Annotated in this window: 18 protein-coding genes; 8 read left to right on the plus strand and 10 right to left on the minus strand. The window is 46.9% G+C overall.

What is annotated here, in order from left to right; translation table 11 throughout:
• Window positions 1-69: 69 nt before the first annotated feature.
• The 3 genes from RH46_RS07370 to RH46_RS07380 all read left to right on the plus strand — a co-directional run bounded on the left by RH46_RS07370 (window position 70) and on the right by RH46_RS07380 (window position 4,934).
• On the plus strand, window positions 70-2,004 hold the full coding sequence (locus RH46_RS07370; RefSeq protein ID WP_006878778.1) for a PrkA family serine protein kinase: 1,935 nt from the start codon (window positions 70-72) through the stop codon (window positions 2,002-2,004).
• 110 nt (window positions 2,005-2,114) lie between these two features.
• Window positions 2,115-3,386 carry a YeaH/YhbH family protein gene (locus tag RH46_RS07375; protein WP_006878779.1) on the plus strand — a complete coding sequence of 424 codons (1,272 nt, stop codon included), beginning with the start codon at window positions 2,115-2,117 and terminating at the stop codon, window positions 3,384-3,386.
• Window positions 3,387-3,395: 9 nt separating this feature from the next.
• A complete protein-coding gene (locus RH46_RS07380) occupies window positions 3,396-4,934 on the plus strand; it encodes a SpoVR family protein (RefSeq protein ID WP_006878780.1) in 1,539 nt (512 codons plus the stop codon).
• A 36-nt stretch (window positions 4,935-4,970) separates the two neighbouring features.
• Here the strand turns inward: RH46_RS07380 and kdsB are convergent, their stop codons facing one another.
• The 5 genes from kdsB to RH46_RS07405 are packed head-to-tail and all read right to left on the minus strand — an operon-like array spanning window position 4,971 to window position 10,918.
• Complete coding sequence (gene kdsB, locus RH46_RS07385) at window positions 4,971-5,723, minus strand: 3-deoxy-manno-octulosonate cytidylyltransferase (protein ID WP_006878781.1); 753 nt, start codon at window positions 5,721-5,723, stop codon at window positions 4,971-4,973.
• On the minus strand, window positions 5,723-5,902 hold the full coding sequence (locus RH46_RS07390; RefSeq protein WP_006878782.1) for a Trm112 family protein: 180 nt from the start codon (window positions 5,900-5,902) through the stop codon (window positions 5,723-5,725). Before RH46_RS07390 ends, kdsB begins: the two co-directional genes overlap by 1 nt.
• A complete protein-coding gene (gene lpxK, locus RH46_RS07395; protein WP_006878783.1) occupies window positions 5,883-6,893 on the minus strand; it encodes a tetraacyldisaccharide 4'-kinase in 1,011 nt (336 codons plus the stop codon). Before lpxK ends, RH46_RS07390 begins: the two co-directional genes overlap by 20 nt.
• A gap of 2 nt (window positions 6,894-6,895) precedes the next feature.
• Complete coding sequence (msbA, locus tag RH46_RS07400; protein WP_006878784.1) at window positions 6,896-8,644, minus strand: lipid A ABC transporter ATP-binding protein/permease MsbA; 1,749 nt, start codon at window positions 8,642-8,644, stop codon at window positions 6,896-6,898.
• Between the two features lie 33 nt (window positions 8,645-8,677).
• Window positions 8,678-10,918 (minus strand): DNA internalization-related competence protein ComEC/Rec2, encoded by a 2,241-nt coding sequence (locus RH46_RS07405; RefSeq protein ID WP_006878785.1) that lies wholly within the window; start codon window positions 10,916-10,918, stop codon window positions 8,678-8,680.
• A gap of 8 nt (window positions 10,919-10,926) precedes the next feature.
• Here RH46_RS07405 and RH46_RS07410 point away from each other — a divergent pair, with 8 nt between their 5' ends.
• Complete coding sequence (locus tag RH46_RS07410; protein WP_006878786.1) at window positions 10,927-11,457, plus strand: DUF2062 domain-containing protein; 531 nt, start codon at window positions 10,927-10,929, stop codon at window positions 11,455-11,457.
• 110 nt (window positions 11,458-11,567) lie between these two features.
• On the opposite strand, the gene lolE is transcribed toward RH46_RS07410, so the two are convergent.
• The 3 genes from lolE to lolC are packed head-to-tail and all read right to left on the minus strand — an operon-like array spanning window position 11,568 to window position 14,700.
• Entirely contained in the window at window positions 11,568-12,812 is a 1,245-nt protein-coding gene (gene lolE / locus RH46_RS07415) for a lipoprotein-releasing ABC transporter permease subunit LolE (protein ID WP_006878787.1), read from the minus strand.
• On the minus strand, window positions 12,813-13,499 hold the full coding sequence (gene lolD / locus RH46_RS07420; RefSeq protein WP_006878788.1) for a lipoprotein-releasing ABC transporter ATP-binding protein LolD: 687 nt from the start codon (window positions 13,497-13,499) through the stop codon (window positions 12,813-12,815). It abuts the gene before it with no gap.
• Window positions 13,492-14,700, minus strand: a complete 1,209-nt coding sequence (gene lolC / locus RH46_RS07425; RefSeq protein ID WP_040895370.1) for a lipoprotein-releasing ABC transporter permease subunit LolC — start codon at window positions 14,698-14,700, stop codon at window positions 13,492-13,494. Before lolC ends, lolD begins: the two co-directional genes overlap by 8 nt.
• A gap of 181 nt (window positions 14,701-14,881) precedes the next feature.
• Between lolC and RH46_RS07430 the strand changes: the two genes are divergently transcribed.
• Genes RH46_RS07430 through RH46_RS07445 form a run of 4 tightly spaced genes read left to right on the plus strand, consistent with a single transcriptional unit; the run spans window position 14,882 to window position 20,317 of the window.
• Complete coding sequence (locus tag RH46_RS07430) at window positions 14,882-15,448, plus strand: hypothetical protein (RefSeq protein WP_006878791.1); 567 nt, start codon at window positions 14,882-14,884, stop codon at window positions 15,446-15,448.
• 11 nt (window positions 15,449-15,459) lie between these two features.
• Complete coding sequence (gene mfd / locus RH46_RS07435; RefSeq protein WP_006878792.1) at window positions 15,460-18,921, plus strand: transcription-repair coupling factor; 3,462 nt, start codon at window positions 15,460-15,462, stop codon at window positions 18,919-18,921.
• A 49-nt stretch (window positions 18,922-18,970) separates the two neighbouring features.
• The gene (locus RH46_RS07440) at window positions 18,971-19,747 is read left to right on the plus strand and encodes a peptidoglycan binding protein CsiV (RefSeq protein WP_006878793.1); all 777 of its coding nucleotides are present in this window, start codon (window positions 18,971-18,973) and stop codon (window positions 19,745-19,747) included.
• A 30-nt stretch (window positions 19,748-19,777) separates the two neighbouring features.
• The gene (locus RH46_RS07445) at window positions 19,778-20,317 is read left to right on the plus strand and encodes a GNAT family N-acetyltransferase (protein WP_006878794.1); all 540 of its coding nucleotides are present in this window, start codon (window positions 19,778-19,780) and stop codon (window positions 20,315-20,317) included.
• Window positions 20,318-20,375: 58 nt separating this feature from the next.
• Here RH46_RS07445 and RH46_RS07450 read toward each other — a convergent pair whose 3' ends face one another.
• Both RH46_RS07450 and ycfP read right to left on the minus strand, forming a co-directional pair.
• Window positions 20,376-21,665 (minus strand): NAD(P)/FAD-dependent oxidoreductase, encoded by a 1,290-nt coding sequence (locus RH46_RS07450; protein ID WP_006878795.1) that lies wholly within the window; start codon window positions 21,663-21,665, stop codon window positions 20,376-20,378.
• Window positions 21,666-22,056: 391 nt separating this feature from the next.
• On the minus strand, window positions 22,057-22,596 hold the full coding sequence (ycfP, locus tag RH46_RS07455) for an alpha/beta hydrolase YcfP (protein WP_006878796.1): 540 nt from the start codon (window positions 22,594-22,596) through the stop codon (window positions 22,057-22,059).
• Window positions 22,597-22,622 lie beyond the last annotated feature (26 nt).

Consider the following 22,622-nt stretch of genomic DNA (forward strand, 5'->3'; position numbering starts at 1 on the left):
AAAAAAGAAAGGATTTGCTTTTCTATGCGGGTTTATTGTCAGTTTGACAGGTTCAGAGGGGAATTCATTATGAGTATTTTCGACCATTTCCAAGCACGCTACGAAGCCTCCAAGGATGAGGAACTATCGCTACAAGACTTTCTAGGCCTTTGCAAGGACGACAAAAGTGCGTATGCCAATGCCGCCGAACGACTGTTAATGGCCATCGGCGAACCAGAGGTCATTGATACCGCGCAGGACCCACATCTCAGCCGTATTTTCTCCAACAGGGTCATCTCGCGTTACCAAACCTTTAAAGATTTCTATGGTATGGAAGATGCTATTGAGCAGATTGTTTCCTATCTAAAACACGCGGCGCAGGGCTTAGAGGAACGCAAACAGATTCTCTACTTACTCGGACCTGTGGGTGGTGGTAAGTCTTCACTGGCAGAGAAGCTCAAAGCGTTAATGCAACAAGTACCGATTTATGTTCTTTCTGCTAATGGCGAACGTAGCCCGGTAAACGATCATCCATTCTGTCTGTTTGATGTCAACGAAGACGGCGACCTGCTCAAACAAGAGTATGGAATTGAAAAACGCTATATCCGCTCGATTATGTCTCCATGGGCAGCGAAGCGTTTGCATGAATTCGGTGGCGACATTTCTAAATTCAAAGTGGTCAAAGTTCGACCTTCGATTCTGGATCAACTTGCTATAGCGAAAACCGAACCGGGTGACGAAAACAACCAGGACATCTCTTCACTGGTTGGTAAAGTCGATATTCGTCAGTTAGAACACTACTCTCAAGATGACCCAGATGCGTACAGCTATTCGGGTGCTCTATGTCGTGCTAACCAGGGTCTGATGGAGTTCGTAGAGATGTTTAAAGCGCCGATTAAGGTGCTACACCCTCTACTAACTGCTACTCAGGAAGGTAACTACAACGGTACTGAAGGTCTGTCAGCTTTGCCATTTGATGGCATGATCCTCGCTCACTCAAATGAGTCAGAATGGCAAACATTCCGTAATAACAAAAACAATGAAGCATTCCTTGACCGTGTTTACATCGTTAAGGTGCCTTACTGTCTGCGTGTATCGGAAGAGGTCAAGATTTACCAAAAACTACTCGACCACTCGGAACTGTCGAAAGCACCATGTTCACCAAGTACCTTAGAGTTGCTTTCTCAGTTCAGTATTCTGTCGCGTCTCAAAGAGCCAGAGAACTCGTCTATTTTCTCTAAGATGCGCGTCTACGATGGTGAAACCCTGAAAGACACTGACCCTAAAGCGAAGAGTTATCAGGAGTATCGCGATTTTGCGGGTGTTGATGAAGGCATGTCAGGGCTATCAACGCGTTTCGCCTTTAAGATTCTATCGCGTGTGTTCAACTTTGATCAGACCGAGGTAGCGGCGAACCCTGTTCACCTGTTCTACGTTATCGAACAACAGATTGAACGTGAGCAGTTCCCACAAGAGACAGCAGAGAAGTACCTTGAGTTCTTGAAAGGCTACCTGGTACCACGCTACGTAGAATTTATCGGAAAAGAAATTCAGACCGCTTACTTAGAGTCTTACTCTGAGTACGGACAAAACATCTTTGACCGTTACGTCACTTACGCCGACTTCTGGATTCAGGACCAAGAGTACCGCGACCCAGAAACAGGCCAGTTATTCGACCGCTCAGCTCTAAACAACGAGCTAGAGAAGATCGAAAAAACCGCAGGTATTAGCAATCCTAAAGATTTCCGTAATGAAATCGTTAACTTCGTGCTTCGTGCACGAGCAAATAACAACGGCACCAATCCAGTTTGGACGAGTTACGAAAAACTTCGCACTGTGATTGAGAAGAAAATGTTCTCCAACACCGAGGAACTGTTACCAGTTATCTCCTTTAACACTAAAACCTCTTCTGAAGATCAGAAGAAACACGATGACTTTGTCGCACGCATGATGGAAAAAGGCTACACAGAGAAACAAGTTCGCTTGCTATCTGAATGGTATCTACGCGTACGTAAATCATCATAACAGCAGTGTTTTAGCCCGTACTTCACCTGTCAGGCTGAGTCTGGCAGGTGACAGGTGCAAGATAGATCCAGCCCTGGTAACCGGGGCTTGTATGAGATAAGGGGTGACTCATGGCGCAATTTATTGACCGACGACTGAACGGCAAAAATAAAAGTGCGGTTAACCGCCAGCGCTTTTTGCGCCGCCATAAAGAGCAGATTAAAGAGTCTGTGGCGGATGCAGTAAATCGCCGTTCAATCACCAATACCGAAACTGGTGAAGATGTCGCTATTCCACATAAGGACATCAAAGAGCCAGTCTTTCATCAAGGCAAAGGCGGCCTCAAAGAGCGAGTTCATCCGGGTAATGACCAGTTTATTACCGGTGATAAAATTGAACGCCCGAAAGGTGGCGGTCAAGGTGGAGGCTCAGGTGAAGGTGACGCAAGCGCTGACGGTGAAGGTCAGGACGATTTTGTATTCCAGATTTCAAAAGATGAGTACTTAGATATTCTATTTGAAGATCTTGAACTCCCTAACCTTGAAAAGAGCCAAATCAACAAAATCACTGAATGGAAAACGCACCGCGCTGGTTATCAAACCGCTGGTGTACCAGCCAATATCGCTATCGTAAAGTCACTACAGCAATCCCTTGCAAGACGTACTGCGATGACGGCAGGCAAAAAGCGTATGCTGCGTGAACTGGAACAAGAGCTCGATAAAGTTAAGATGTCCGAGCCAGCTCAAATGCTCGAAGAGCAACGTTTACAGAAAGAAATTCAGGATCTCCGTCGTAAAATCGATACGGTTCCTTTTATCGATACCTTCGACCTACGCTTTAAAAACTACGAACGCCGTCCTATCCCATCCAGTCAGGCTGTCATGTTCTGTCTGATGGACGTGTCCGGCTCAATGGATCAGGCAACCAAGGATATCGCCAAACGATTTTATGTTCTGCTCTATCTGTTCCTGACCCGTACTTATGAAAATGTCGATGTGGTGTTTATTCGCCACCACACTCAGGCAAAAGAGGTCGACGAGCATGAGTTCTTCTACTCACAAGAAACGGGCGGCACAATCGTATCCAGTGCATTAAAACTGATGAACGAGATTGTTGCAGACCGTTATCCTGTTGGAGAGTGGAATATCTACGCTGCACAAGCTTCCGATGGCGATAACTGGGCAGATGACTCGCCTCGTTGTCGAGAATTACTCACCAAGCATTTACTGCCAAACTGCCAGTATTATTCCTATATCGAAATCACTCGCCGCTCACATCAGACCTTGTGGCACGAGTATGAAAAACTCGAAGGGGACTTCCCTAACTTTGCAATGAAGAACATTCGCAGCGTTGAGGATATTTTCCCTGTGTTCAGAGAGCTTTTCAAAAAAGAGACTGCTTAGGGAGGCCGTATGACAACTAAAACGAAAAAGCCAACAAAGAGCAAGGCGCTGCCAGATGGTCCAGACTGGACCTTCGATCTACTTGAACGTTACCACGTTGAAATCAAACGGGTGGCGGATCACTATAAACTCGACGCCTACCCTAACCAGATAGAAGTCATAACGTCTGAACAGATGATGGATGCGTATTCCAGTATCGGTATGCCGATTAACTACAATCACTGGTCGTTCGGTAAGAAGTTCATTCAAACTGAGCAGGGGTATAAACATGGCCAGATGGGGCTGGCGTACGAAATCGTAATTAATTCTAACCCATGTATCGCCTACCTGATGGAAGAGAATACCGTCACCATGCAGGCGCTGGTAATGGCGCACGCTTGCTACGGACACAACTCTTTCTTTAAAGGAAACTATCTATTCCAGACCTGGACTGATGCCAGTTCCATTATCGATTATCTACTGTTCGCTAAGAACTATATCGCGGAGTGTGAGCAAAAGTATGGTGTCCAGGAGGTAGAAGATCTGCTCGACTCATGCCACGCACTGATGAACTTTGGCGTTGATCGCTATAAACGACCAGAAAAAATCTCTATCGCTGAAGAAAAATCTCGTCAGGAAGAACGCGAAGCCTATCTCCAATCTCAGGTTAATGACTTATGGCGAACGGTACCTAAATCTAAGGTAGAACCAGAAAACGAGAAAGTTCGCTTCCCGTCCGAGCCACAGGAGAACATCCTCTACTTTATTGAAAAGCATGCACCGCTCCTAGAGCCTTGGCAGCGAGAAATCGTCCGTGTGGTACGCAAGATTAGCCAATACTTCTACCCACAAAAACAGACTCAGGTGATGAACGAAGGCTGGGCGACGTTCTGGCACTACACCATTCTTAACCACCTTTATGATGAAGGGTTAGTAACCGACCGCTTTATCCTTGAGTTTTTGCACAGCCACACTGGCGTTGTGGCACAACCCCCCTACAACAGCCCTTACTTTAGCGGCATAAACCCGTATGCACTTGGCTTTGCCATGTTCCGCGATATACGCCGTATCTGTGAAGAACCAACTGATGAAGATAAGGAGTGGTTCCCTGATCTGGCTGGTACTGACTGGCTTGAAGCGGTTCATTTCGCGATGAAGAACTTCAAGGACGAGAGTTTTATTAGCCAATACCTGTCTCCAAAACTCATGCGTGACTTTAAGTTGTTTGCCATCGTCGATGACGACCGTAAGAACTATATTGAAGTCAGCGCAATTCACGACGACTCGGGTTATAGAGCGATCAGAGAAAAGCTGGCGGCTCAATACAACTTGTCTAACCTTGAACCTAATATTCAGGTGTTCAACGTCGATGTACGCGGTGACCGTTCACTCACGCTGCAATACGTCCCTCATGACCGTATCCCCCTCGATGACAGCTATGACGAAGTATTGAAGCATATGTATCGCCTATGGGGCTTTGACGTGATACTGGAGGAAGTTAAAGATAGTGGCCGTAGAGAAATCCTCGGAACCTGTCCAAAACGCAATGACTACGATGCGAAAATCTAACCCCAATAAAAAAGGCCCTTCGGGGCCTTTTCTACATTAGCGGTTAGCGATAATACTTCTCACCACTTCAAGATCTTCCGGTGTATCTACACCCGCTGCTGGCGCTTCTTTAGCGACCTCAACGTGAATCTTTTCTCCGTACCACAGTACACGTAACTGCTCTAGACACTCAATTTTCTCAAGCGTGGTTGGCTGCCAGTTAATGTATGTGTTTATGAAGCCTGCGCGGTAAGCATAAATGCCAATATGGCGCATCAGTGGCTGAGCAACCGTCTGTTGCTGACCAGCAAAGTTATCACGGTCCCAAGGGATCGTCGCTCGGCTGAAGTACATCGCATAGCCATCTTTATCCGTCACAACTTTAACTGCGTTCGGGTTGAACACTTCAGCTTCATGGTCGATTTCTACGGCTAATGTCGCCATTGGGGCTTGGCTGTTGGCCAGGTTATCCGCCACCTGTGCAATGATACTTGGTGGAATGAGTGGCTCATCACCCTGAACATTAACGATAATGTGGTCATCAGGGATGGCCATCTTCTCGACCACTTCCGCCAGGCGCTCAGTGCCTGACTCGTGGTCAGGAGATGTCATACAGACCTCACCACCAAACGACTTAACCACTTGCTCAACTCGCTCGTCGTCAGTAGCAATAATGACTTTATCTGCACCGGCCTGTAGCGCTTGCTCGTGTACCCACTGGATCATCGGCTTCCCACCAATATCCGCAAGAGGTTTACCAGGTAAGCGAGTCGATTGATAACGCGCTGGGATAACGACAGTAAATGACATTATCTGCCCTCATCCATTGAGATATTACGCGCTTCAGGTTCTAGAAGCACTGGGATACCCTCTTTGATTGGGTAGGCTAAACGGTCCAGTTTACAAACTAACTCTTGCTTATCCTTGTCGAACGCAAGCTTACCTTTACATACCGGACAGGCAACAATCTCAAGCAGACGGTGATCCATACTTTTCCTTAACCTCTTTAATCTTATTTAAAATACGCGCTTCATCACTTGGGTTAAATTCTGCACTAACAGGCAAATACCACCAGTTATCTTTAGCGTAATTCGCGCATTTTACTGCGTCTTTTTCCGTCATAATAAGATGCTTACCTTTTTGTGTAAGCTGGTCTAATTCTGACGGTTCAAAATCTTTATGGTCAGCAAAGCCCTGTTGATAAACAGGCGTTGCCCCTAATGTCTCTAACGTTTTAAAAAAGCGTGGCGGATGGCCGATTCCCGCCATCGCAACCAATTGGTCTTTAATAGCAGTAATATTATCACGTTGACCCGTCTTTAAGTTGATCACTTGGTCTGGCTTAAGCGACATTGCCGCTTCTCCATCTAGCGCTGAACCACCATTAGTAATAATAAGATCAACTTCAGCCAATCGCGCAGTTGATTCTCTCAATGGGCCAAGTGGCAACAAACATTGATTACCAAAACGTCTCACGCCATCGACAACGACAATTTCAATATCACGCTCTAATGCGTAGTGCTGCAATCCATCATCGGTAATGACAATATCAACTCCGAGTGGCAATAAAGCCTCCACAGCTTCACTGCGCTTTGGCGATACCGCTACAGGTGCACCAGTACGCTTGAAGATGAGTTTTGGTTCGTCACCACAATGGTTGGTCGACGTCGCATCGTCTACCACCAGCGGATAAGAAGGCGCCTTGGCTCCATAACCACGAGAAACTACCCCAGGGTTATATCCCAGTGCCTGCAGTTGCTCCACCAGCCAAATAACAACCGGTGTCTTACCATTACCGCCTGCGGTGATATTACCAACCACGACAACAGGTACTGGTGCACGATAAGTCGGTTTAGCTTTTGACTGATATTTTGCGCGGCGAGAACGACTTATCGCACCAAACAATTGGCTTAATGGCCACAAAAGTGGCCATAACAGATATTTGATTGGGTGGTTCTCAAACCAGATTTTTTCAATCAAGATTAAGCACCAAACTGAATACGGTGTAACTGAGCATAGGCACCATTTTTCTCAATCAGGTCTTGATGATTACCACGCTCTACAATCTCACCTTCATCAACCACCAGAATTTCATCGGCACTCTCGATAGTCGACAGACGGTGCGCGATAACCAGTACTGTCTTGTCTTTTTGTAGTTCATCCAGTGCTGACTGAATGGCTTTTTCAGACTCAGTATCCAGTGCAGAAGTTGCCTCATCAAGGATAAGTACTGGCGCATCACGCAACAAGGCGCGAGCAATAGCGATACGCTGACGCTGACCACCGGACAGACTTGCACCGTTTTCACCAATAACCGTGTCTAGGCCATCGTCCATCTTGTCGATAAAGTCCATTGCGTAGGCGAGTTTAGCGGCTTGCTCAATCTGCTCACGGCTGTATGTCTCCGTCGCAGCATAGGCAATATTGTTGGCAATCGTATCGTTAAACAGGTGGACGTTTTGCGAGACTAAAGCAAAGTGCGAACGTAGATTACTCAATTGATAATCACGGATGTCATGCTCATCAAGACAAATGCTACCAGCATCAACATCGTAGAAACGAGTAAACAGGTTAGCAATGGTACTCTTACCCGAACCTGAACGGCCGACCAGTGCCACTGTTTTACCTTTCGGTATTTTAAAACTGACATCGGTAAGTGCCGGTTTCTCTTTACCCTCATAAGTAAAGGTCACTTCTTTCACTTCGATGTCACCACGAGCACGCTCAACCTGGTACTTACCATTGTCTTGCTCAGTTTCAAGATCCATCAGCGCGAACAGAGTTTGGCTCGCTGCCATACCGCGTTGGAAGTCAGACGTTACGTTGGTCAGCGCTTTTAGTGGACGCATTAGACCAAACATTGCAGAGAAAACGACCGTAAAAGTACCTGGAGTTAGCTCAGAACGAATAGAATCAACACTAGCAAGGAATAGAACAACCACTAGCGCGATAGAAGCAATCAACTGAATAACAGGGTTAGCAATCGCCTGAGCTGCGACCAACTTCATCGACTGCTGACGCATTTGGTTGCTTACCGTATCGAAGCGCTCGCTCTCAACTTTCTGGCCACCGTAGCTCAGTACAACCTTATGGCCTTTTAGCATTTGCTCAGCTGATGAGGTCACATGGCCCATCGCTTCCTGCATATTCTTTGAGATTTTACGGAAACGCTTTGAGACTACACCTATGCCCCAGGCGACCAAAGGTGCAACGACAAACAGCACCAAAGACAACTGCCAGCTGTTCCAGAACATCAGCACTAACAGACCAATAATGCTCGCACCTTCACGGACAATACTGACCAATGCGCGGCTTGTTGCACCAGCAACCTGTTCAGAGTCATAGGTGATACGAGAAAGAAGACCGCCAGCCGACTCTTTATCAAAGTAAGTCACTGGCATATGCATGAACTGATTAAAAATCGCTCGTCTCATTTCCATTACCACGTTGCCCGAAACCCAACTCAAGCAATAAGTAGAAACAAAACCACTCAGACCACGCACGACCATCATGCCAAAAATAATCAGTGGCAGGATGCGCAAGAAATTCGATTCAGCATTACCAAAGCCTTCGTCAAGAAGAGGCTTTAGTAGAGAAACCATGTAAGTATCAGCAACCGCATTAATGATCAATGCGACAACGGCAACCGCCAGACCTGCCTTGTATAGGCGAATATAGGTCCACAAGCGTTTAAAGGTTTGCCAGGTAGTTTCGTCTTGATTCAGAGACATAGAAATGCTTATTTTTCTTTTACAATATTGCGGTTATTCTACTCCCTTACGCAGCATCTGCCTATACCAAGTCTGCCCTTTCAAGCGCCTAAGTGACCTAACCGAGGTGTGGTTTGGGTAAAATTTCACCGTAATTTGACCATCATGACCAGTATCGAACCAGTTTGCGCCACTCTTTTCATATCGACTTACCACTTGCTGATTAGGCAAGTTCCAACGCCCCTTGTACGCAGTCGAGGCAATCGCGATACCCGGAGATAAAGCGGCAACAAATTCTGCTACCGAAGAGGTGTCACTACCATGATGAGGAACCACTACAAGGTTGGTGGACAGATCGTCGCCTTGTCGCATCAATAGCCATTCCGCAACTGAATCAATGTCTCCTGACAACAGAACGCTAGAGCCCTGTGAAAGATGAGTAACCCTCACTACACAAGAGTGTGCATTGTAAGCCCGCTCTACCTGGTTTGGCGGCCATAGCGCTTCTATTTCAATTTGCTGCCAACGCCAACGCTTACCACGAGTACAGCCCTGTCCTACTGTTAGCTGCTGGCTACTAATCAAAGTTTTCGGTTGCCATCTGGTGACGACATCCTGCCATCCTCCGGCATGGTCATTGTCAAAATGGCTGATAATGAAATAGTTCAGGTTATCTATGCCCTGTTGAATTAAGTAAGGAGTGATAACCTGCTCGGCAATACTGGACGTCTCCCAGCCAGCACCCGTGTCATAGAGCAGAGCCTGTTCGTCCTGCTCAACGACCACTGCCAGCCCATGACCGACATCTAGCGTCGTCAGCTGCCATGATGGCGTGGCTGACCAATTGATGGACGACAGAACAAGCATACTCATAATCAAGAGCATCGCTTTTCTTCGTATCAACCACAGCAATGAAAAAACGAACAAACCAGTCAGTAACCATTTCAGTTGCCATTGAGACAACTGATACCAGCCCCACTCGGAACGAATGAGCATCCAGTTGACAGGATAGAGGCTCCAGTCAACAGCACTCCATAACCAGGAAGTACCGACTCCGGCTAACATGGCAGATAAAGCAACAAAAGCCAAAGGCATCACCAGCCAACTGAACCAAGGTACAAACAACAGGTTGTACGCGACAGAACCCACACTCACCCCCTGAAAGTAATAAACAACGATCGGAGCCATTGCTATCACTAGTGCGAATTGCAGTTTGACCATCCCCATTAACCAACTCTGGCTGTTGCTTGTTAACGACTGACACAGCATGATCACCGCCACTGCATACATTGACATCCACAAGCTACTGCTAACGACAGAAAAAGGGGAGATGATTAGCATACCCGCAAGTACCAGCAACCATTTATAACTGTTCGGTACCCTGCCCGAGCGGTAGTGGATAATCACCAATAGGCAACATGTGAGTACGGCTCTCTGAGTTGGAATCGAAAAGCCTGCCAGCCATGCGTATCCCCAGGCTAACCCCAAGCCCAGCACAACAGGCATTAGCGACATTGCATAGTGAAGCCGCATGACGAATCGCCCGATAGCCCAACCAATTGCAAACGCGATAGCGATATGTAGGCCAGAAATTGAGATTAAGTGACTCAGACCGCTCTGTTTTAGTTGCTGCCATGTCGGCGAAGAAATCTGATCACGCAATCCAAACACTAACGCACGAATCATCCCCTGACTTTCAAGTCCGCGGGTTTGCTGCGCCATTCGGTTGATCAAAACACTTCGTAACGAGCCCTCACTGACCGTATAGAAACTCTGTTTAGCATTCACTCTGGCAACCCCAACCACAGAATGTCCCAACGCATACTTCTCCGCATCAAAACCGACCTGATTCATCAGTCCATATATAGGGTCTATTTTTACACGCGCGGAGATCTCATCTCCGGGCTCAAGTCGAACAGGCCCCTTTAACCTCACTTTAGGGCGCGCTAAACTGGTTAAAGCTTGGCCATTGATTGATCTAACTATAACTATGCCTTGAAAGCCGTAGTTTATTGGTTTAAAAAGACTGTCAACGTCAGCAGTTATGGTAATATCCTGACCTGATTGAAAAAGCATCTCTGTTTTATATCGCAGTAAGTTGCCGTGGACTAGGATGACAACACACGCTAAAGCTAGCCCTACAGAATATCTGACTTTCCTATACTTGACGGAAGCAAGCAAAACAGTCAGAGGGAGTACAGCAAAATGCCAATGTGGCATGCTCGGCCAGTAAGGGCTGGTAGTGATTAACAAAGAGAACGAAATTAGCGTCCAATAATTTAAGTAGAGAGTCATATTCCCCTATGCCAAGAAAATTTATCAAACGCTTTATGCCTGACCACGAAGTGATAAAACGTCAGAAGGCACTAAAGATTTTTGGCAATGTGCTGTACAACCCTAACCTTTGGTGTCTTAACCGCCGTTCTGCCGCTGGCGCTTTCGCAGTGGGGTTATTTATGGCGTTTGTCCCTCTTCCAAGCCAAATGATTATGTCAGCTGGTCTGGCGATTGCCTGTGGGGTCAATTTGCCTCTATCAGTCGCACTTGTATGGGTGAGCAATCCTGTAACAATGCCTGTTCTGTTCTACTTTGCCTACAAGGTAGGTGCATGGGTAATGCACGTTCCACCACAAGACTTCCACTTTGAGCTCTCTTGGGAGTTTCTCCTTCATCAGATGAGCACTATTGGTCCTCCGTTCCTGCTTGGGTGTTTAATCTGCGGCATCGCTTCAGCGATGGCCGGCTACTTTGGTATCAAAGCATTGTGGCGCTACTCAGTGGTTCGTAGTTGGCAACAACGTAAGATCAGATTAGGCGGTCTACTGAAAAAGTAAATTCCAATACTCGGTAGCACCCATCAGTTGCAACTAGTGTGTAACTGGCATGTTGAAATAGAACAAAAAAAGGACCATCAGGTCCTTTTTTTATTGCGTTAGTTTAGCAATTACTTAGAGCTCAATACCGCTGCTGGATTAAGCTTGCTGGCTCTGGATGCCGGATACCATGTCGCTAATAAACTGAGCACTACTGCCGTTAACGACACCAAAAGCACGTCAGACAGATTTACCTGCGAAGGAAGAAAATCGACGAAGTAGATATCACCTGACAGGAACTGATGACCAATTAAATCTTCCAGTGCCGTAATCATAGGAGTCAGGTTCAGCGCGACCAATACCCCAATCAGGCTACCAGCAAGACTGCCCAACACGCCGGAGAAAACGCCCTGCCAGACAAAGATACGCTTCACTAAGCCATCACTGGCACCCATGGTGCGTAAGATGGCTATCTCAGCAGCACGATCTTTTACCGCCATCATCAGCGTTGAGACGATATTAAAGCTTGCTACACCAATCACTAACACCATAACCAGATACATGATGGTTCTGACTAACTGAATATCCCGGTACAAAAAGCCATACTTCTGTTGCCAACTACGCAAATAAACGTACACATCCAGTGTGTTGCCAGCTTCACGAACAATCTGAGTTGCCTGAAGGACATCGGTAACACGGACTGAAACCCCACTAACTCCGTCACCTAATCTGGCATAAGCCTGAGCATCCTCAAGTGGTATCAGAGCCAGGTTATGATCTATCTGACCATTTAGGGTTAATAGCCCAGCGACTTGCACCCTGACTCGTTTTGGCGCCTGAACTTTAGTCGTCGCCCCACTGGTAGGGATCATCAGCGTCAGATAGTCGCCTTTGTCAACGTTGAGCAGGTTAGCAACACCCTGACCTAAGATGACCTGTTGCTGATTAGGTTGAAAGTTCTGCCAAACCTGCGAATCAATAAAGGCATTTAAGTTAGACACCTTGCCCTCTTGTTGTGGGTCGACACCACGCACTTCAATTGCTTTTAGCTGACTCCCTTTCTCCGCTAACGCAGTCAGTTTAACGTATGGAGCCGCAGCCACTATCTTAGGATGTTTTTCTGCTTGCTGAACAACCTCTTGCCAGTCACTCAGTGGTCCTCTCACGCCTTCAAACTCTCCGTGAGAGATAACAGATAACACGCGATTGTTCAGCTCTCGCTCAAACCCATTCATTGCTGACAAACCAATAATGATCACAGCAACACCAACAGCAATACCTATCGTTGAAGAGAGGGAAATGAACGAGACCATTTTGTTTCGCTGCTTAGCACGGCTAAATCGCCCACCGATAAATAGCGACAATGATGAAAACACTTACGCCCCCTCGATATTGAGTAATAGGCCATCTTGCATGTGCATCTGACGATCCATTTTTCCTGCCAGCTCTCCATCATGGGTAACCACAAGGAATGCCGTGTCGGATTCTCTGTTTAACTCACGCATCAGGTCGTAAATCGCCAAGGCAGTCGTATGGTCGAGATTACCAGTCGGCTCATCAGCCAGCACCAGAGCCGGGCTATTAACCAAAGCTCGTGCAATTGCGACGCGCTGACGTTCACCGCCAGACAGTTCAGCTGGACGATGATCAATACGATGACTGAGACCGACTTTATCCAGCAAGACTTTGGCAGCTTGTTTGGCCTGATTAACTTTCATACCACCAATCAGCAGTGGCATAGCAACGTTTTCAATCGCACTAAAGTCTGACAGCAAATGATGGAATTGATAAACAAAGCCCAAATGCTGATTTCTTAGTTTCGCCTGGTGATTAGAACTCAGCTGCGCAAGGTTCTGGTCAAGGAAGGTTACATGCCCTTCGGTGGCGTCATCCAGAGCTCCAAGGATGTGCAAAAGCGTACTTTTACCTGAGCCCGAGGTACCAATAATAGAGGCCAGCTCACCTTTGGCTAAATCAAAGCTGACACCCTTTAAAACTTGAGTATCGAATGCACCTTCATGGTAGGTTTTACATACGTTGTGACACTTGAGAAGGTTACTCATATCTTAAAGCCTCAGCTGGTTTTACAGAAGATGCGCGGTACGAAGGGAACAAAGTCGCAGCAAGGCTCAGCGCAATAGCCAACACAACGACAACGATAATCTGGGTCGGATTAATCAATATTGGTAGTTCACCACCCACGGCAAACAGCGCGACACCAGCACCATCGAGCAACTGATTCAGATTGTTGGCAAGTAAGATACCGAGACCGCCGCCTATCAATGCGCCAATGACACCACTACTTGCGCCCTGAACCATGAAAATGGCCAGTACTTGGCGATCGGTCATACCCTGAGTTTTCAGGATCGCAACTTCCGACTGTTTCTCCATCACCACCATAATAAGTGCCGAGATAATATTAAATGCGGCAACGCCAATGATCAGACCCAGCATCAGCCCCATCATGTTCTTTTCCATACGAACAGCCTGGAATAGTTCACCGCGTTGATCGCGCCAATCCTGCCATTGCCAACCTTGTGGCATCGGCTGTTCCGCTATATCGGCAACGATAAACGGGTCGTTAAAGAATAGACGCCACCCCGTCATGGTATCCGCTTTCAAGCGCATCAACTTAGCGGCATCCTCGATATGAGTCAGCATCAATTGACCGTCAACATCTGAACCAGTGTTATAAATTCCGGCAACAGTGAACAGCCTCTGACTAGGGATACGCCCAAGAGGTGTAAACTGGCTAGCGCTGGTGACCAAAAGACGCACTTTATCGCCAACCGAGACGTCTAGTGCTCGTGCTAAAGTGTGGCCGATAAAGACTTGATACTTACCTGCCTGAAGGTTAGAGAGGCGTCCGGCAATCAGGTGCTCTTCAATTGGGTCATGCTCTGAAGGCTTGATACCAATCAGCAAACCAGCTGTGAGCTGACTTGAGCTCTGGATGACAGCTTCACTTTGAACAATAGGTTCAGGGTGACCAGCATCTGACAGATCGCTGATAAATTGTGGTGCCTGTTGGCTACGGTCAGTAACGCCGTCGATTTGCGACACAATCGCCTGCGGCAAAACGCCCAAAATGCGCCCTTTAAGTTGAGCTTCAAAGCCATTCATCACTGACAGTACGGTAACAAGTGACATCACTCCAATAGTGATTCCTGCAGTCGACATGTAAGAGACAAAACGGCTAAACCTGTCACCAGAGCGCCCTCGTAAATAGCGCAGCCCAATGAAGGTTGAGACTGGATGAAACATAGTAGAAACCAAAGTTAGGGTCCAGAGACCTTGTTATTGCCGTTTACTCTACCGATTAATTGAGGTGGGGTGTAGTGTTTAATTGCCAATTAGACGTTAAAATATGTAATAAACAAAGGGATACCTTGATTACTTGTCAGGTATAACGATAATCAATGCTATCAAGCAGAAGGAATCGAGCATGTCTGACCAAGAGTTCTTTACCGTAAACCACACCATGACCGTCAATATTGAGCCTTTGGCAACAAATGAAGCTTTTCCTAGTTACGAAAAGTTTGAGGCGGAGATCCCGGCACCATTTATCGTTGCCAGTGAGTTTAGTAATCTCGACTTACTCAACGACAGTGCGCGTAATGAGCTGAAAAACAGTGACTTCAAACATGTCATTCAGCTTCTCGATACCCAGAACTCTAAGCTCAACTTACTGCTTACCTTTATGCTTTCGCAGCAAGATGATGAGTCACTTCGTCACCATACCCACTCTTTTGGCGCCAGTCAGTTTACTTATATGTCTGATTTTGCCGCCCAAATAGACGCAAAAGTCAGAGTGAAAATGTTCCTCGACCATCCTGCTGCGGCCATCTATTGCTATGGACATGTCTCCCATGTAGAGACAAACAGGGATACTCATTTAATCACAGTTAAGTACGACCTATTGAGAGATCTTGACCAGGACCTACTGATTAAAGCCGCTCTGTTCCAACAGCAAAAACTACTTCGTCAACGTTCACTTGACCGCGACAAATAATTACTCTCATTATGCCTAATACATCTTTACTCAATCTCGTTTGCCCAGACTGTGCAGGCGATAAAAAACAAATTGGTAACCTGCGTGGAGCCAGTCTGGCTATTGCGATAGCAGAGCTTGCCGATCGCCATGGCTCGCATACGCTGCTAGCAGTACCGGACCCACAAACCGCGCTAAAACTGCAACAAGAGATCGAGCAGTTTACTGGCCACGAAGTCGCGCTATTCCCTGACTGGGAGACTCTGCCTTACGACAGCTTCTCACCGCATCAGGAGATCATTTCAGATCGAATCTCACGCTTATACCAGTTGCCGACACAAACGTCCGGCATCACCATTGTACCCGTTAGTACTCTGCTCCAGCGTCAGTCTCCACGTGACTTTTTGTTACAGCATACGCTTATGGTCAAAGTCGGCGATCTGTTTTCCCTTGAGAAACTGCGACTTCAGCTAGAGAAGTCCGGCTATCGTAATGTTGACCAGGTATTTGGCCCAGGCGAATACGCCAGCCGTGGTTCGATTCTTGATCTGTTCCCTATGGGTTCAAGCGATCCATATCGTATTGACTTCTTCGATGATGAAATTGATACCATCCGTACCTTTGATCCTGAGAATCAGCGTTCTATAGAAGATACAAAAGAGATTCGCCTATTACCGGCTCACGAGTTCCCTACTTCCGAATCCGCAATTGAGGATTTTCGTATTCGCTGGCGTCAGCGCTTCGAAGCACGCCGCGAACCTGAGTCTGTATACATGCAGGTGTCGAAAGGTACATGGCCTGCAGGTATCGAATACTGGCAACCGCTGTTCTTCGAACATACTGAAACCCTATTCAATTACATCCCGGATGACAGCCTGCTACTGACCGTAGGCAATCTGGAATCAGCTATCGACACCTTTCTGACTGATGTCGACTATCGCTATGATCAGCGTAAAGTGGACCCTCTACGTCCACTGCTACCGCCGCAAGAGCTGTGGCTGAAAAAAGACGAGTTGTTCAGTCACTTCAAACAGTTGCCGCAAACTCAGTTGTTTGTCGAATCAGTGAGTGACAAGCAAGGTCGGGTTAACCCTGATATTGCCCCACTGCCAGATTTATCCGTTCAGCATCAGAATAAGGAGCCAATGGCGGCTCTGCGTCAGTTCAGCGAATCATTCAAAGGTAAGATTGTCTTCTCTGTCGAATCTGAAGGTCGACGTGAAGCACTACTCGAACTACTGCAACGCATTAAACTGCGCCCGGAACAAGCAGATAATTTCGAACAGGCGCTGAAGGATTCAGGCAAGTTTAGTTTTATCCTCGGAGCTTCCGAACATGGCTTTGTTTATGGTGATGAACAGCTAGCGCTAATTTGTGAAAGCGACCTGCTTGGTGACCGAGTTATTCAACGCCGCCGAAAAGATCGCAAAGCAACCAACAGCGATGCCGTCATCCGTAATCTTGCTGAGCTGCAAACGGGTCAACCAGTCGTCCACATCGATCACGGTATTGGCCGCTATATCGGTTTGCAGACTCTGGAAGCCGGTGGCATGACCACAGAGTACGTTACGCTTGAGTATCAAAACGAAGCCAAGCTTTATGTACCGGTTGCTTCACTCAACTTAATCAGTCGCTACTCAGGTGGCGCAGAAGAGAGCGCACCACTACATAAGCTCGGTGGTGAAGCCTGGGCTAAAGCGCGTCGTAAAGCCGCTGAGAAAGTCCGTGATGTCGCGGCTGAGCTGCTCGACGTTTACGCTAAGCGTGAGCTTAAACCTGGCTTTAAATTCGAGCTCGACCGCGGACAATATGCAACCTTTAAAGCGGGCTTCCCTTTTGAAGAGACTGATGACCAGTCAATGGCAATCAACGCCGTCATGTCGGACATGTGTCAGGCAAAAGCGATGGATCGTCTGGTGTGTGGTGACGTGGGCTTTGGTAAGACTGAAGTCGCGATGCGTGCAGCTTTTGTTGCTACAGATAACGGCAAACAGGTCGCGGTATTGGTACCGACTACCCTGCTCGCTCAACAGCATTTTGAAAACTTCCGTGACCGCTTTGCTAACCTGCCAATTCGGGTTGAGGTCTTGTCGCGATTCAAAACAGCCAAAGAACAAAAACAAGTCCTGCAAGATATTGAAGAGGGTAAAGTCGACCTGGTGGTTGGTACTCACAAACTGCTATCGAACGACATTAAATTCAAAGATCTTGGTCTGTTGATCGTTGATGAAGAACACCGATTCGGCGTACGTCAGAAAGAGAAGATGAAGGCTATGCGTGCCGACGTTGATATCCTAACCCTGACCGCAACGCCAATTCCTCGTACATTAAATATGGCGATGAGTGGGATGCGTGATCTTTCTATCATAGCGACACCACCAGCCAGACGCCTCGCAATCAAGACCTTTGTCAGACAGCGAGATGATGCAGTTGTACGTGAAGCGGTACTACGTGAAATCATGCGTGGTGGTCAGGTCTACTTCCTTCACAACCAGGTAGAAACGATAGAGAAAGTTGCCGCTGATCTGGAGAAATTGGTTCCTGAAGCGCGAGTCACGGTTGCGCACGGGCAAATGCGTGAACGCGAACTTGAGCGCATCATGAACGACTTCTATCACCAGCGCTTTAACCTGTTAGTGTGTACCACAATTATAGAAACCGGTATCGACGTTCCAACGGCCAATACCATCATTATGGATCGTGCCGACAACTTAGGTCTAGCGCAGCTCCACCAGCTTCGTGGTCGTGTGGGACGTTCTCACCATCAGGCTTACGCTTATCTGCTAACCCCTCATCCTAAAGCAATGACTAAGGACGCCATCAAGCGATTGGATGCCATTGCGTCGCTGGAAGATTTGGGCGCAGGCTTCACCCTGGCTACCCATGACTTAGAGATTCGTGGTGCAGGTGAGCTGCTCGGAGATGAGCAGAGCGGGCAAATTCAGTCAGTTGGTTTTACCCTTTATATGGAAATGCTTGAGCAGGCTGTGGAAGCTCTGAAGGAAGGCAAAGAACCTTCTCTCGACGAATTACTCCGCGAGCAGACCGAAGTCGAGATGCGCTTGCCAGCCTTACTACCAGATGACTACATCCCAGATGTCAATACGCGGCTGTCGATGTATAAACAGATTGCCAGCGTAACCAGCGAAGATGAGTTGGGAGAGCTTAAAATCGAGCTTATCGACCGCTTTGGTCTATTGCCTGATGCAACCAAGAATCTACTGTCAGTGGCACAGCTGAAACTGCAAGCTGCCACTCTGAAAGTGAAGAAGATCGAAGCCCATGATAAGGGAGGCTTCATTGAATTCTATCCGGATGCTGACATTAACCCTATGTATTTGGTTAAACTATTGCAATCTCAGCCACAAAAATTCGCAATGGATGGACCAACTAAGTTCAAGTTTACGATACCATTAGTGGATAGACGCGAACGCATTCAATTTGTTAATGACATGCTGGGCGAGTTCCAGCAAAATCTATTACCTAAGGCTTGAGTGTTCACAAATTAAATTAAGGTGCCGCGCACCTTTTCATGGAGTTGCAATGAAGAAACTGATCCCGCTGCTGCTAATGCTTGTAGCAATGCCTTCAATGGCGCAGCGTCAATTCGATATCGAAGTGATCATTTTTAAACGCGCCGTTGATGCGGAGCAAACAGCTGAATCTTGGCCAAATAACCTGCCTAAAATCGATTTAGAGCGCGCAGGTTCATTTGCCGATGCGAGCTATCGAGCTAAAAAGGGAGTCCAGATGCTTCCTTATTCCGAGTATGCGTTAAACGATGAAGTACAAAAACTTAAGCAGCATGCCGGCTTTGAAGTACTGATGCACAAAGCATGGCGTCAGGGCGACCAGGGTCGTTTCGCGGCTCCGACTTTCCATATTCAGGCGGGCTACGATTACTCCGGTAAGTTCAACGCTGATGGTTCCATGATTGGTAGCAACAGCGAGAACCAAGTACTCGATGGCATCACCGAGCAGTCGATTCCAAAAGCTATCTATCAGTTAGACGGCAAGTTACAGATTTATGTTGAGCACTATCTGTATGCAGATGTGGAACTCGATCTTAAGGCGCCAAGTGTACGCGAAGTAACGCTAGAAGAGCACCAACCTGAAGCATTAGCCAATGAGGCAACCAGTGACGATCAGGTTGTCCAAATCGGCTTGATGGAAGACGTGACACCTATCGTGCATAAAGAAGAGTTTTTGAAAAGCTACCGACTTGACCAAAAACGTCGTATGCGTAGTACTGAGACACATTTCCTCGATCACCCTTTGATGGGTATCATCATTCAGGTTCGTCGTGTTAACCAATCTTGATCTTAGCCCTCGTTTGAGGGCTATTGTTTTATGAGTCCAGATTACCAAATCATCACCCCGACCCTGACACTTCGTCTCATCGACAGCGAAGATTGCGATAAGTTACAGGCCTGTATCACTCGCTCTCCAAGTCTGCACAAATGGATCGACTGGTGCCATGCAGGTTTCACTCGCGATGATGCCGAAAGGTTCATTCTCGCGACCAGACTGAATTGGGTAAAGTCAGAGGCCTATGGCTTTGGTGTATTCTGCCGTAAAAGCGACGCCCTGATTGGTATGGTTGCGATCAATGAGCTTTATCACACCTTTAATATGGCCAGTATTGGCTATTGGATCGCCGACCAACATCAGGGAAAAGGGTTTGCTACTGCAGCTGTTAACGCCTTGATAGAGTTCTGTTTCGCCCAGTTAAAGGTGACGCGTATCGAAGTGGTGTGTGACCCTGATAACCTGCCTAGTCAGAAGTTAATTGAGAAGTGCGGTGGTGTCTTTGAAGCTCGGGCTAAGAATCGCTTCATTTTTCAAGGCAAACCCAAAGAAGGGCTGGTTTACTCCCTCATCCCTCAGTAAACCGTCAGCCAATAAAAAAGAGCGCTATGCGCTCTTTTTTAGTCAATCATTACACCAATTAGTGTAGTTTTAGATTTGGTCGCAACACTCGGTTGATACGTCCCATCAGAATAATCAGCGCAGTCTTAAACACACCGTGCAACGCCATCTGGTGAAGACGATATAGCGAGATGTATACCACACGCGCAATTCGACCTTCTACCATCATTGAGCCCTTAGTAAGGTTACCCATTAGACTACCTACGGTAGAGAAACGGCTTAGCGATACCAGTGAGCCTTTATCTTTGTAGACATACGGCTTCATCTCGCGGCCATTCAACTTAGCAACGATGTTTGAGAAAGCACGGCTCGACATCTGGTGTGCAGCCTGAGCACGTGGCGGAACAAATGTACCATCCGCTTGAGTACATTGCGCTAAGTCACCGATAACGAAAATATCATCGTCACGAGTAGTTTGCAGTGTATCTTTAACCACTAACTGGTTGATGCGGTTAGTCTCAAGACCTGCAATATCTTTGATGAAATCTGGTGCTTTAATACCCGCAGCCCACACCATAATCTGAGCAGGAATCTTGTCGCCGTCTTTAGTCATCAGGCCATCTTCATCAGCCTGAGTCACCATAGTCGCTGTGCGCACGTTAACGCCCAGCTTGGTCAACTCTTGGTGAGCTGCACTTGAAATACGTGGTGGTAATGCTGGCAGAATACGTTCGCCGGCTTCAACAAGGCTTACATTTAGCTTGCTTGAATCCAGGTCACCGAAACCGTAAGTACGAAGTTCTTTAACTGCATTGTGAAGCTCTGCAGATAGCTCGACGCCTGTAGCACCCGCACCAACGATGGCAATGTCGACACTACCATTGCCATTCTTCGCATGAAGTTTAAGGAACTCATTGTTCATTTCCGTGCGGAAACGGTGTGCCTGCTCTGGGCTATCAAGGAAAATACAGTGCTCACGTACGCCAGGAGTATTGAAGTCGTTCGAAGTAGAACCGATCGCCATAACCAGAATGTCGTATTCCAGCTCGCGACTAGGGATTAGAAGTTCGCCGTGGTCATCTTTCAGCTCACGCAACTTAACGACTTTGCGCTCACGATCGATGTCTTCCAGGCTACCCATTTGGAAGTCGAAGTGATGGTTTTTGGCATGTGCGCGATAGCTTAGTGCATCAACACCTTCGTCCAATGAACCTGTCGCCACTTCATGTAGAAGAGGTTTCCATAAATGGCTTGCCTTACGGTCAACCAAGGTTACCTTTGCTCGTCCTTTGCGACCCAGCGTGCGACCTAGTTTAGTCACAAGCTCAAGACCGCCCGCGCCGCCGCCTACTACGATAATTCGTGTCACAGCAAATCTCCTCAAAAATATAATAAAACTAAATCGAGTCGGCTTTCCGCCTCGATGGAATTCTGTATTTTGGGGTCGCCCACGGAGTTGCACCCGTTAGAGGTTTCGACCTTGAGGGCATAGAATGTGACATGCTAATTGGATAAAAGAGTCTTATGACTCCAAACTGAATCTTAATTTGTCAGCTCGATATTGGGCAGATTTATTACCTGCTCTCAATTTTTTTTGATATTTATCAAAAAATTTGTAGTTAGTTCATTATATAGAGCAAAACAGTGTACGCAACTAAAGATTGCATTAATCTCAGATATATTTGTAATGCCAGCATAGATTTAGAGCAATAAAAAGCGGCGCTAGTGAATTAGCGCCGCTGACGTGAAAATTGTAGTGATTAGCTCTTTTTAAACGCTTCGATGGTTTTGAGGTGTTGTGAGATTTTCTTAAACTTATGTGACTGGGTTTCATCCCAAATAATCTCGTAGTAACTATCCAATTCGGCAGCAGTTTTACTGTTATCGTGTACTTCATCTTCTTTAGATAAGATGACTAAACAGCGGCCTTTGTTCTTGGTTCTGAATTCAGATACACACTTGGTCGCGATATCTTCATACTCTTCTGGACGATCAATACGCCCCTGCATGGTTAATTCAGGATGTAAGTTAGGGTTAAACATCACCTGTTTAATTCCGCACAGAAATCCAATTCGTTCAGACCAATAAGCGCCAAGGCCAACGCCACAAATCACTGCTTGCTTATCATCTGATTGCTCGATCACTTTGTGCACTTCTTTGAGCAAGTGCTGCATATCATGCTTAGGGTGGAGAGTACTGTAGTTGATAAAACGTACATCATCATCAATGAACTGAAGTTGCAGAACCTTCTCGTGGTTACCTGGGCTGGTCGAATCAAAACCATGTAAATAAATAATCATTGTATATCCCCCGATCCTAGTGGTTT

The sequence above is a fragment of the Vibrio brasiliensis LMG 20546 genome, assembly GCF_000189255.1.
Lineage (GTDB): Bacteria > Pseudomonadota > Gammaproteobacteria > Enterobacterales > Vibrionaceae > Vibrio > Vibrio brasiliensis.